Origin of the sequence: Mycobacterium sp. (genome assembly GCF_035653355.1) — a bacterium.
In the GTDB taxonomy this organism is placed as follows: Bacteria; Actinomycetota; Actinomycetes; order Mycobacteriales; family Mycobacteriaceae; genus Mycobacterium.
In genome coordinates this window covers 1-11,114 of sequence record NZ_DASRBZ010000288.1, presented here as the reverse complement: position 1 = coordinate 11,114, position 11,114 = coordinate 1, and the positions used below count along the sequence as shown (strand labels likewise).

12 protein-coding genes are annotated in these 11,114 nt (G+C 66.4%); 5 read left to right on the top strand and 7 right to left on the bottom strand.

Annotation, left to right across the window (positions count from 1 at the left end; all coding sequences use genetic code 11):
- Both VFA16_RS10050 and VFA16_RS10045 read right to left on the bottom strand, forming a co-directional pair.
- Window positions 1–894 (bottom strand): serine hydrolase domain-containing protein (locus VFA16_RS10050; RefSeq protein WP_324967668.1); only part of this gene is annotated, 894 nt, incomplete at its 3' end.
- A 132-nt stretch (window positions 895–1,026) separates the two neighbouring features.
- Window positions 1,027–1,953: an LLM class flavin-dependent oxidoreductase gene (locus VFA16_RS10045; RefSeq protein WP_324967667.1), complete on the bottom strand. Its 927-nt coding sequence runs from the start codon at window positions 1,951–1,953 to the stop codon at window positions 1,027–1,029.
- Between the two features lie 64 nt (window positions 1,954–2,017).
- On the opposite strand from VFA16_RS10045, the gene sppA reads away from it, so the two are divergent.
- Window positions 2,018–3,817: a signal peptide peptidase SppA gene (sppA, locus tag VFA16_RS10040; RefSeq protein WP_324967666.1), complete on the top strand. Its 1,800-nt coding sequence runs from the start codon at window positions 2,018–2,020 to the stop codon at window positions 3,815–3,817.
- Here the strand turns inward: sppA and VFA16_RS10035 are convergent.
- A complete protein-coding gene (locus tag VFA16_RS10035; protein ID WP_324967665.1) occupies window positions 3,814–4,722 on the bottom strand; it encodes a class I SAM-dependent methyltransferase in 909 nt (302 codons plus the stop codon). The two genes, sppA and VFA16_RS10035, sit on opposite strands and share 4 nt — an antisense overlap.
- 9 nt (window positions 4,723–4,731) lie before the next feature.
- Window positions 4,732–5,652 carry a class I SAM-dependent methyltransferase gene (locus VFA16_RS10030; protein ID WP_324967664.1) on the bottom strand — a complete coding sequence of 307 codons (921 nt, stop codon included), beginning with the start codon at window positions 5,650–5,652 and terminating at the stop codon, window positions 4,732–4,734.
- A gap of 102 nt (window positions 5,653–5,754) precedes the next feature.
- Between VFA16_RS10030 and VFA16_RS10025 the strand changes: the two genes are divergently transcribed.
- Both VFA16_RS10025 and VFA16_RS10020 read left to right on the top strand, forming a co-directional pair.
- Complete coding sequence (locus VFA16_RS10025) at window positions 5,755–6,519, top strand: SDR family NAD(P)-dependent oxidoreductase (RefSeq protein ID WP_324967670.1); 765 nt, start codon at window positions 5,755–5,757, stop codon at window positions 6,517–6,519.
- Window positions 6,516–7,748, top strand: coding sequence for a zinc-binding dehydrogenase (locus VFA16_RS10020; RefSeq protein WP_324967663.1), 1,233 nt, complete (start codon window positions 6,516–6,518; stop codon window positions 7,746–7,748). The genes VFA16_RS10025 and VFA16_RS10020 overlap by 4 nt, the downstream gene beginning before the upstream one ends.
- Here VFA16_RS10020 and VFA16_RS10015 read toward each other — a convergent pair.
- Window positions 7,745–8,422 carry a class I SAM-dependent methyltransferase gene (locus VFA16_RS10015; protein WP_324967662.1) on the bottom strand — a complete coding sequence of 226 codons (678 nt, stop codon included), beginning with the start codon at window positions 8,420–8,422 and terminating at the stop codon, window positions 7,745–7,747. The two genes, VFA16_RS10020 and VFA16_RS10015, sit on opposite strands and share 4 nt — an antisense overlap.
- 73 nt (window positions 8,423–8,495) lie before the next feature.
- Here VFA16_RS10015 and VFA16_RS10010 point away from each other — a divergent pair, with 73 nt between their 5' ends.
- A complete protein-coding gene (locus tag VFA16_RS10010; protein ID WP_324967661.1) occupies window positions 8,496–9,344 on the top strand; it encodes a helix-turn-helix transcriptional regulator in 849 nt (282 codons plus the stop codon).
- Between the two features lie 7 nt (window positions 9,345–9,351).
- Here the strand turns inward: VFA16_RS10010 and VFA16_RS10005 are convergent, their stop codons facing one another.
- The gene (locus VFA16_RS10005; protein ID WP_324967660.1) at window positions 9,352–10,008 is read right to left on the bottom strand and encodes an L-fuculose-phosphate aldolase; all 657 of its coding nucleotides are present in this window, start codon (window positions 10,006–10,008) and stop codon (window positions 9,352–9,354) included.
- Window positions 10,005–10,985, bottom strand: coding sequence for an NAD(P)-dependent oxidoreductase (locus VFA16_RS10000; protein WP_324967659.1), 981 nt, complete (start codon window positions 10,983–10,985; stop codon window positions 10,005–10,007). The genes VFA16_RS10005 and VFA16_RS10000 overlap by 4 nt, the downstream gene beginning before the upstream one ends.
- A gap of 21 nt (window positions 10,986–11,006) precedes the next feature.
- Between VFA16_RS10000 and VFA16_RS09995 the strand changes: the two genes are divergently transcribed.
- Window positions 11,007–11,114: hypothetical protein (locus VFA16_RS09995; protein WP_324967669.1), on the top strand; the 108-nt coding region annotated here is incomplete at its 3' end.

The window sequence follows — 11,114 nt, the reverse complement described above, 5'->3', positions numbered from 1 at the left end:
ACCGGTTCCCGTGCAACCGTATGCTTTGGCGACCGAACGGGCGGTGCCAATCCCATTGGCCGCAGGCATCTCGACGGTGCGCACCTCGTCGCGGTTGAAATCGCGCATGACGTCGACGTCATTAGGAAGCTTGACGGTTCTCGCGGCCAAGCCGAACGGATTCAAGAGGGCCACCGCGAATTTCGGTGGCATCGTGTTGAGGTGCAACAACGCCTCCCGGCGTTTCCAGCCATGCAAGTAGGCGACGCGATTTCGGTCTACCGCGGCCGGCAATCCGATGTACAGTTCCAGGCCCAGAGGAGCAGCGACCTCGTCTGCAAAAAACCGGCCGAGTGTCCGGCCTGCCGGATCGGCGTGCCGGAGGAGTTCGGACTCATACCAGCCCAAGGTGAGGGTGTGATAGCCATGCCGGGTGCCGGGCGGCCAGGCCGGGGTCTGTGCGGCCAACACCGCAGACAGTCGGTGCGGGTCGCTCAGGTCGGCCAGTCGCAACGGGGCATCCAGCGCGGGTAGTCCGGCTTGGTGAGATAGCAACTGTCCCACCGTCACCTCAGCCTTGCCGGCTTGCGCGAATTCCGGCCAGTAATCAGCGACCTTGGCGTCGTAGGAGATGAGCCCGCGAGAGGCGGCGACGGCGATGGCCAGGGACGCAACACCTTTCGTCGTCGAGTACATGTTGACCAAGGTGTCCTGCCGCCACGGCGCCTTGGTGATGCCGTTGCGGTAGCCACCCCACATGTCGACGACTTTCACGCCGTCCCGATAAACCGCGACCGCGGCCCCGACCTCGCGGCCGCGGGCAAAGTTGGCGCGAAACGCGTCGGCGACCTTGCCGTAACCCTCGTCGACGTCTCCGCCAACCAAATCTGGCGACACGGTCACTTTGAGAACCATTGAGTGGTTATACCGCGAGCGGCTGGCGAGAGCAGATGAATGGGCGGCGGTGAACAAAGACGTGAGGCACGGCTTGCGCATGTCGTCTGTCAGACGCGACTCCTGTGGCGGATGTGGGTCCCGTCCCGACAATCAATGCAGCTGCGGAATCACTTCTGCTGCAAGGCGTTCCATCTGCTCGCGGTCTTGGGTAAGATTGTCGCCGACCGGGTTGAGCAGGATCATCTGCGCGCCTGCATCGATAACCTCACGCAATCCAGCCGCGACGTCGTCGGGCGTGCCGGAGACCGGCACGTCCTCCACACCCGGCATCGTGCCGTAGATACGGCGCAGCCCGGCCAGCACACGTTCCCGAGCCCGGCCCGCGTCTTCGTCGACCATGAGGTAGACCCGCTTGCCGATCGCAAACTGCCCCGGATCCTTGCCCTGCTCGGCGAGCTCGCGGCGCACTGTTTTCACCGCTTCGGCGAACTTCGCGGTGGTCGACGAACCGGCGCCGAGGAAGGCGTCCCCGTGGCGCACCGCCCGGGCCAGTGCCTTGGGTGCTTGACCGCCGAACCAGATCGGCGGATGCGGGCGCTGCACCGGCTTAGGCTGGATGGGCAGGTTGTCGACCTGACGGAACCGGCCGTGAAACGTCACTCGCGGTTCGTCGGACCAAGCCGCCTTCATCAGCTGCAGGCCTTCGGTGAAATGCCGCACAAATGTCGCCTTCTCGACGCCGAAGGCAGAGAACTGACGAAATCCGCCGCCGGGAGCGACTCCGACATCGAGTCGCCCATGGCTGAGCCGGTCGACGGCAGTCACCGCGGCGGCCAGCTGTAGCGGATCATGCAGTGACGAGACCAAAACGGCGACGCCCAAGCGGAGTCGTTCGGTGCAGGCCGCCGAATACGCCAGCAGCTCAAGCGGCGCCAGCAGCGGTGCCTCGCCGACAATCTGCTCGAGCACCCAGCCGCCTTCGAACCCCAGCTCTTCGGCCCGGCTGAGATAGGACCGCAGCCCTGCGCCGTCGAAACCGGTGGCATCCAGTTGGGGAATCGAGATCGAAAACCTCACCCCACCACCGTACGGCCGGGGCCGTCAGCGGTAGCCGGGAACCCGACGTCGGTAGGCTCGGTCCATGTTCACCTTTCTGCCTGGCGTCCCCGGTGTCGACGACGTACGGGCCTTGGCCCGCCGCGTCGATACCGCCCGGCACCACGGGGTCCCGAATGGCTGCGTGCTCGAATTGGACCTGCAATCCGTGCCACCGGAAACCGGCGGCTTTGACCCGCTGGCGATGATCAGCAGCGGTGGTCGACCGCTGATTCTCCGCGAAGCCGTCGCCGCCATCCACCGCGCCGCCGACGACAGGCGGGTGGCCGGACTGGTTGCCCGCGTGCAGCTCGCAGAAGCCGCGCCCGGGCCGGTTCAGGAATTGCGGGAGGCCATCGCAGCATTCAGCGCGGTCAAGCCGTCGCTGGCGTGGGCCGAGACCTATCCGGGAACGTTGTCCTACTACCTGGCATCGGCGTTCAGCGAAGTGTGGATGCAACCGGCGGGAACGGTCGGGCTGGTCGGCTTCGCCACCAACGCCCTGTTCCTGCGGCAAGCGCTCGACAAGGCCGGCATCGAGCCGCAGTTCGTGGCCAGGGGCGAATACAAGTCTGCCGCAAACCGTTTCACACAGGACCGCTACACCGATGCCGATCGCGAAGCGGAAACCCGGTTGATCGAAAGCCTGTACAGCCAGGTGCGGCAGGCGGTCGCCGAGTCGCGCAAAATCGACCCCGAAGCCGTCGACGCTTTAGCCGACCGGGCGCCGCTGTTGCGTGACGACGCGGTGACCTCGGGCCTGGTGGACAGGATCGGTTTCCGCGACGAAGCCTATGCACGGATCGCCGAACTTGTTGGTGCCGAAGGGGTATCACCAGAAACCGGTGACGCCGACGCGGCGGAGAATGCGCCGCCTCGGCTGTATCTGTCGCGCTACGCTCGGATGGGCGGGCCACGGCTGGCACCGCCGGTGCCGCCGGTTCCGGGCCGCAAGCCCAAGCCCGCGGTCGCCGTCGTCACGGTTTCCGGCCCGATTGTCAGTGGACGTGGCGGCCACCGGGTACTGCCCTTCGGAACCTCCGCTGCCGGCGCCGACACCATCACAGCCGCGCTGCGGGAGGCGGCCGCCGACGATTCGGTGTCCGCAATCGTGCTGCGGGTCGACAGCCGGGGCGGCACGGTCAACGCATCGGAAACCATCTGGCGCGCGGTCAACAAAGCCCGCGAGCGCGGCAAGCCGGTGGTGGCGTCGATGGGCTCAATTGCCGCATCCGGCGGTTACCTCGTCGCGGTGGCCGCCGACACGATCGTGGCCAACCCCGGCACCATCACCGGTTCGATCGGCGTGGTGACCGGAAAACTCATCGCCCGTGACCTGAAGACCAAACTCGGCGTCGGATTCGATGCCGTGCGTACCAACGCCAATGCCGACGCCTGGTCGATCAACGCGCCGTTCACTCCAGACCAGCAGGCCCTGGTCGAGGCCGAAGCCGACCTGTGCTACACCGACTTCGTGCAGCGGGTTGCCCAGGGCCGCAAGATGAGCACCGCCGCAGTGGATGGGGTCGCCCGGGGCCGGATCTGGACCGGGGAAGATGCCCACGAGCGGGGCTTGGTCGACGAACTCGGCGGGCTACGTACAGCGTTGCGTCGCGCCAAGATCCTGGCTGGCCTTGACGAAGACGCCGACGTGCGCCTCCTCAGCTACCCGAGCTCGTCGCTGTGGGATTTCGTGCGGCCCCGCCCGTCATCGCAGCCTGCCGCAGCTTCGCTGCCGGATGCGGTGGCCGCACTGCTGGGCCGGTCGGTGGCCACGATCATCGAGCAAAGTGAGCGAGCGCTGACTGGTGTGAGCATGCTGTGGCCGGGGGAGACGGACTTCTAGCTCCCGAACGTGCCGCTGACATAAAAGATTTCACCGAGCGGATCGTCGTCCTCGGGTGCAGGAACGTCGAACCCGTTGCGCACGAACAGTTCAGTGCGCGACGCAGCGCTCACGTCCCAGCCCTTGGCGGCCAGATAGTCGACGACATGGTTGCGTTCGCCGGCGTAAACCAGCGACGGCATGTCGATGTCGACACCCTGCTCCCGAAGCGGACGGGAGAGCTCGCGAGCCCGGTCGGCATCGAAATCCTTGATGCCAGGCACATATTCGGTGGCGATCGTGCTGCCCGGCATGCTGAGCGCGGTAATGTCGTCGAACAACCGGTCCTGGGCGTCCGGCGGCAAGTAGATCAGCAAGCCTTCGGCCAGCCACGCGGTCGGCGCGGTGGTATCGAGCCCCGCAGCCCGCAATGCGCCCGGCCAATCCCAACGCAGGTCGACACCGACCGTGCGCCGGGTTGCGGATGGGTGGGCGCCGATACCGGCCAGTGTGGCCGTCTTGAAGTCGATCACTTGCGGCTGGTCGATCTCGTAGACCACCGTCCCGGTGGGCCAGGGTAACCGATAGGCGCGCGCATCCAGCCCCGAAGCCAGGATCACCGCTTGGCGCACCCCGGCGTCCATGGCGTGGCCCAAATAGTCGTCAAAAAACCTTGTGCGGACGGCGATCCCGTCGATGATCGCCTGCATTCGTGCCGGCGACGCGTTGTCGATCGCCGAAAAATCAATTTCGCCGTCGATCATCTTGACGAAGAAGTCCAGACCCACTGCACCGACGAGTTGCTCGGCGAACGGATCGTCGATCAGGCCGTGGTTTGTCGCCATCGCGCGACCCGCCGCGATCATGGTCGCGGTCGCGCCGACGCTGGACGCCAGATCCCAGGTGTCGTCATGCGTTCGTGCCACTGGTGAACCCTATCCGAGCGTGCCGCTGAAGTAGAGCCGGTCGGCGAACGGTATGTCGTCCTCGTCGATGGGCGGAAGCCCGTTGGCCTCGAAGAGTTCCCGGATGCTGCTGCCGGTCATCTGCCACCCATGGTCGGCCAGGTACGCCGCGGCCTCGTTGCGGTCGCCGAAGTAGACCAGCTCGGTCATGTCGAGATCCAGGCCGTGTTTGCGCCAGCGCTCGGAGATAGTTCGCATCCGTTCCTTGATGCGTTCCTCGGTGGCCGGATCCCGGTTCGGCGCGCTTTCGGTGGCGATTCGGCTGCCTGGCGCACTGAGCTCGGTGATCGTGTCGAGCAGACGGTCCTGAGCTTCCGGCGGCAGATAGCCGAGCAGCCCCTCGGCGCTCCACGCCGTCGGCTTGTCCGGGTCGAAACCCGCCGCGCGCAGCGCCGCTGGCCAGTCATCGCGCAGATCAATGGCGACGGTGCGCCGGTAGGCGGTGGGCGTTGCGCCGAGCTCGGCAAGCGTGCGCGATTTGAATTCGATGACTTCGGGCTGGTCGATTTCGTACACGGTAGTGCCGGCCGGCCAGGGCAATCGGTAGGCGCGGGAGTCCAGTCCGGCGGCCAGGATCACCGCTTGGGTGATGCCCGCGTTGGTGGCGGCGAGGAAGAACTCGTCGAAGAACTTGGTGCGGACCGCCATATTGTCGGCCATCCGGTTCGTGCCGGCGCCCGCGCCGTCCTCGAGATCTTCGGGCTTCAGCTCGCCGCTGGCCAGGCGGGCGAACAGGTCGACACCCACAGCGCGCACCAGCGGCTCGGCGAACGGGTCGTCGATCAGTGGATGCTCGGCCTTGGTCGCCATCGCGCGGGCTGCCGCGACCATCGTTGCCGTCGCCCCGACGCTGGAGGCCAAATCCCAGGTGTCGTTGTCTGTGCGTGCCATCTCTAACCCTCCACTCGTTACTTAGCCAATATAACAAGACTCTGCGGCAGAGGCTTGCCACGGCTAGGCCACTAGCGCCAGGCTTTGGCCATGGGCTACGTGGTGGCGGGCAAACGGGTGCTGATCACCGGGGCATCGTCTGGCGTGGGCGCCGCCCTGGCGCGGCGGCTGGCCGCCCAGGGCGCCGTGGTGGGGCTGATCGCCCGCCGCTCCGAGCGCCTCGCCGAGGTCCTGGCCGACTGCCGCACGACGTCGGCGGCGTCGACGATGTGGGCGGCCGATCTGGTCGAGACCGCGGCGGTCGGCCGACTGGCAGCGGAGGTGTGGGACGCCCTGGGCGGCATCGACGTGCTGGTCAACAACGCCGCCATCCCCAAACGGCGGGCGATCACCGCGTTGGACCCGGCCGAGGTGGAGACCGTCATGCGGATCAACTTCTTCGCTCCGATGCGGCTCACCCTGGCCGTACTGCCCCGGATGCTGGAGCGCGGCGCCGGCACGATCGTCAACGTGGCCAGCGTAGGCGGCCGGCTCGGGATTGTTCACGAAGCCGCTTATTGCGCAAGTAAATTCGCGCTGTGCGGCTGGAGCGAGTCGATGGCGGTGGACCTGCACGGCACCGGCGTGTCGGTCAAGCTGATCGAGCCGGGTCCCGTCGACACCGAGATCTGGGACCAGCCCGACAACGAGGAACCCCTTTATCAGGGCCCGAAGGTTCCGGCCGACGACGTCGCGGAAGGCATCATCGCTGCGCTGGGCAGCGACCGCTTCGAGCATTACCTGCCCGACATGAAGGCGGTGGTCGACGCCAAAAACGCCGACATCGACGCCTACATCAGCGGTGCGGCCACGATGGCACGCCGATGAGGGCGCTGGTTTTCGGGGTGGCGCCGGAGCCGTTCCAGGTGCCCGACGAGGCGAACCAGCTCGCGAAGAACCTGGCGTGCAGTCCGGCTTCGCTGCAAGATATTCCGGATCCTCGGTTGCTGCACGATGACTGGGTGATCACCAGACCGCGGTTGACCGGGATCTGCGGGTCGGATTCCAAGCAGATCTTGCTCGACTTCGGCGCGGGCGATACCGACAACGCGTTGGCCGCCTTCTGTTCGTTCCCGCAAGTCATGGGTCATGAGGTGGTAGCCGACGTGGTGACGGTCGGGCCCAATGCCCGCGGACTGGATGTCGGTCAACGCGTGGTGCTCAACCCGTGGCTGTCCTGCGGGCCACGCGGCATCGAACCACCCTGCCCGGCATGTGAAGCCGGCGACTACAGCCTGTGCTGGAGTTTCTGCGACGGCGACATCAGACCCGGCATCCATACCGGGGTATCGGCCGACGTCACCGGCGGCTACGCCGAGCTGATGCCCGCTCACGACAGCATGCTGTTTCCGGTTCCCGATTCGGTGCCCGACGAGCTCGCCGTGTTCGCCGACCCATGTTCGGTGTCACTGCACGCGATTATCCGCCACCCGCCGCCACGGTCGGGCCGGGTGCTGGTGTACGGCGCCGGTTCATTGGGGTTGTGCGCTGTTGCGCTGTTGCGGGCGCTCTACCCAGATGTGGCGGTGGCGGTGGTGGCGCGCTTCGACGCCCAGGCCGAGCTGGCCCGCCGATTCGGGGCCGCCAAGGTGCTTGCCCACGAACCACGGCTGGCGCTGATCGAGGAGCTGGTCGCCTGGGGCGGTGGCCGGCTGCATCAGCCGCTGCAAGGACTACCGATGGCGTTTCCCGGAGCCATCGACGTCGTCTACGACACTGTCGGCAAACCGGAAACGTTCGAAGTCGGCGTGCGGGTCCTCAAGGCGCGCGGCACTTTGGTGAAAGCGGGCGTGCACGCACCCGGACGCTGGGAGTGGAGCCCCTTGTATTTCAAGGAGATCAGCTGGGTTGGCTCCAACGCATTCGGCGTCGAGGAGATCGACGGCGAACGCAAGCATGCGATCGCGCACTACCTTGACCTGGTCGCCGGCGGCCGTATTGACCTGCGGCCCATGCTTACTCACACCTTCCGCCTGGAGCAGTGGCGCGAGGCCTTCCTTGCGATCGCCAACCAGGGCGAAAGCGGCGCGGTGAAAGTCGCTTTCGACCAGCGCTAGGCGGGCCGGGTCGCTCGGTAGTAGGTGAGACGTCCGACGAAGCGCTGCCGATGGGTGGCCACCGCGGTGCAGTCGAACCCGGCTACGCGCAGCAGCCGAGGAATCGAGTCGCCGAGGTTGCCGGTGACGTGGCGGCTGCGCAACATCCTGCGTGCCGCAAGGCCGTCGCGGGCGGTCATATCGCCGCCGACATCAACCAGATGCAGTCTGCCACCGGGGCGCAGCACACGGAATACCTCGGCTGCCGCATCGGCTTTCACGTCGTCGTCAAGGTTGTGCAGCATCATCGACGACAGCACCCGGTCGAATTCACCGTCCGCGTAGGGCAGCTTTTGGGCATAGGCACGGTCGAGGCTAATTCCGCTGAGGCCGCGCGCTTTCCGCTGGGCCCGGGCGAGGGCCAGCGGGTCGGGGTCGCAGCCGACGAGTTCGATCGCAGGATGACCACGTTTCGCCCGGATACTGACATTTCCGGTGCCGCAGCCGATTTCCAGGACACGATGGGCGTCGGCGAGTTCGGCCTGGGCAATGAGTACGTCGTAAACCCTGTTCATGCCGAACAGACGAGCGATGAGGTCGTAGCTTGGCAACAGCAGGTCGTGGCCGGCGGCGGGCAGGTAGTCGTGCTGGCGGCCGATCGCTCTGATTGCGGAATGCAGACGATGTTCGGTCATAAGATTATGGTGAACTACTAGCGCTCAGAGTGATTGGGCGATCATTAGTGAAACTGGGACTATCTTTGGCAGCATGACGCAAGCAGCCCGATTGGTGCGCCATCGCGGCGGCGTACCCGTGTACGAATACCGGAGTGATCTGGACACACCTCCGGTGTCGGTGTTCCGAGAGAGCCGCGACGGCGTGCGTGAACGTGGTCGCCACATTCACGACTTCCCGGCGTTGTGGTATGCGCGCCCGGCGGGCCTTGTGTATGTCGTGGCGCCAGGGGAAGTGATCGACCCCGCACAGATGGGCCCGACGGACGGTGGGGTGGCGGTGTCCTTCGATCCCGCGGCGTTGGGCGGCGATGGGCGATCGCCGTGGCCGGCGTGGCGGTCGCATCCGCTGCTGTTCCCGTTCCTGCACGGACAGTCCGACGGACTGCTCTGTCTGGAGCTACCCGCGGAGCGGCGACCGGCATGGGACACGATGATCGGGTCGATCGAAGCGGAACTTGCCCTGCGGCAAGAGGGCTACCGACAGGCGGCGCTGGCGCATCTCACGTTGCTCCTCATTGACCTGGCGCGCTTGGCCGCCGATGTGGTTGGCGATCTACGACGGAGCGGCGAACCGTTGCTGGCCGACGTGTTCGCCGTGATCGACGGCCGCCACGCCGAGCCGCTGTCGCTGCGGGATGTGGCGCACGAGATCGGCATGACACCCGGGCACTTGACGACGGTGGTGCGCCGACGCACCGGGCGAACCGTGCAAGAGTGGATCATCGAGCGCCGCATGGCCGAGGCCCGCAAACTCCTCACGGATACCGATCTACCCGTCAGCGAGGTAGCTCAACGAGTCGGCATCTCAGATCCCGGCTATTTCACCAGGCTGTTCCGCCGCACCCACGGCACTTCGCCGCGCAATTGGCGCGGTCGATGAGGCCTGATTACATCGGGTTGGCCCGCAAATAGCCGTAGATCCCGGCAAATCCGGCGTTGACATCCTCAGGGATAGGCACCGGCCCGCCGAGAGCCCTTGCGCCCCAGACGATTTGCGCTGTTCGCTCCACCAAGGCGGTGACGTGCAGCACGCGATCGGGGCGCGGGCCGACCGCCACCAGACCATGGTTGGCGATCAACGCGGCCGCGCGGCCTTCCAGTGCCTTGACGGCGTTCTGGCCCACCTCCGGGGTGCCCGAGGCCGCATACTCCGTGCAGCGGATGTCCCCGCCGCAGTAGATGGCGAACTCGTCGATGCACGCGGGAATCGATTGGTGGGCAATGGCAAACATTGTCGCCCACACCGGATGGCTGTGGATCACGCTGCCGATGTCGTCGAAAGCCTTGTAGCAGGCCAAGTGCAGCTTCATCTCCGTCGACGGGGAGCGTCCGTCGGCAGCTTGCAGTACACCGCCGTCGGGGTCGACCAGCACCAGATCCTCGAGCGTCATCTCCGAGTAGTCGACCGACGAGGGGGTGATGACCAGGTTGCCGTCCTCGCGGCGGGCCGAGATGTTGCCCGCGGTTCCCTCGACCAGTCCGCGCCGCAGCATGTCCTTGGCGGCTGCCAGCACCGCGCCCTCAGCCTTGTCGACGAATCTCATGAGGCCAGCACCTCCGGGTTGACGATATGCACGGGCTTACGGCCCGACAGCAGCGCTTCCAGGTCGTCGGCCACCATCTGCGCCTGTCGCGCCTCAGTGTTCCACGTCGCCCCGCCGATATGCGGGGTGAGCACCACGTTCGGCATGCCCGTCAGCGGATGATCCACAGGTAGCCATTCCCCGACAAAGTGATCCAGCCCGGCTGCGGCCACCTTGCCGCTGCGCAGCGCGTCGACGAGCGCATCGGTGTCATGCAGCTGGGCCCGCGCGGTGTTGAGGAACACCACGCCGTCACGCATGGCCGCGAACTGCTTGGCGCCGATCATCCCAACCGTGTCGTCGGTCACCGGCGCGTGCAACGACACGATGTCCGCCTCGGCGAGCAGCTCGTCGAGGCTGTGCTGCGCTTCGTCGTTGTACGGGTCGCAGGCGATGACCCGCGCTCCCAGCCCCGTCAGCCGCCACTTCACCGCACGCCCAACCGCACCCAGGCCAACCAAACCGGCGGTCAAACCGGCGATTTCCCAGGCCCGGAACCGTTGATAGGGAATCGTGCCGTCGCGGAACACTTGTCCGGCCCGCACGTCGGCATCGGCGGCCAGCACGTGCCGGGTCGCCGCGAACAGCAGCGCCAGCGTCATCTCAGCGACCGCGTCGGCGTTGCGGGCAGGAGTGAACAGCACCGGGATACCGGCCGCGGTGGCGCCGGCGACGTCGACATTGTTGGGGTCGCCGCGGGTGGAGGCAATGGCCCGCAGTCCCACGTCGAACACCGGCCCACCGACCGAATCGCTTTCCACCACAACAACATCGGCACCCACCGAGGAGATCCGCTCGGCCAGCTGCTCGGCGGTGTAGATGCGCAGCGGCTTCTGGTCGATCCACGGGTCGTACACCACGTCGGCCAGCCGCCGCAACTTTTCGAACCCGTCGCCGCGCAACGGCGCTGTCACCAAAGCCCGAGTCACGATTGCCAATGCTGGCGTACGGTGACGCCCGTGTCACGCAAAGACGTCACGATCGGCATCGACATCGGCAGCACCGCCGTCAAAGCGGTCGCCGCTGATGAAGACGGTCGGCTGGTAGCGCGCACACGCATTCCACAC

Excerpts from the sequence above, each read along its gene's own strand:
- VFA16_RS10020 (WP_324967663.1), top strand. The coding sequence starts at position 6,516 with ATGAGGGCGCTGGTTTTCGGGGTGGCGCCGGAGCCGTTCCAGGTGCCC.
- VFA16_RS10010 (WP_324967661.1), top strand. The coding sequence starts at position 8,496 with ATGACGCAAGCAGCCCGATTGGTGCGCCATCGCGGCGGCGTACCCGTG.
- VFA16_RS10015 (WP_324967662.1), bottom strand. The coding sequence starts at position 8,422 with ATGACCGAACATCGTCTGCATTCCGCAATCAGAGCGATCGGCCGCCAG.
- VFA16_RS10030 (WP_324967664.1), bottom strand. The coding sequence starts at position 5,652 with ATGGCACGCACAGACAACGACACCTGGGATTTGGCCTCCAGCGTCGGG.
- sppA (WP_324967666.1), top strand. The coding sequence starts at position 2,018 with ATGTTCACCTTTCTGCCTGGCGTCCCCGGTGTCGACGACGTACGGGCC.
- VFA16_RS10005 (WP_324967660.1), bottom strand. The coding sequence starts at position 10,008 with ATGAGATTCGTCGACAAGGCTGAGGGCGCGGTGCTGGCAGCCGCCAAG.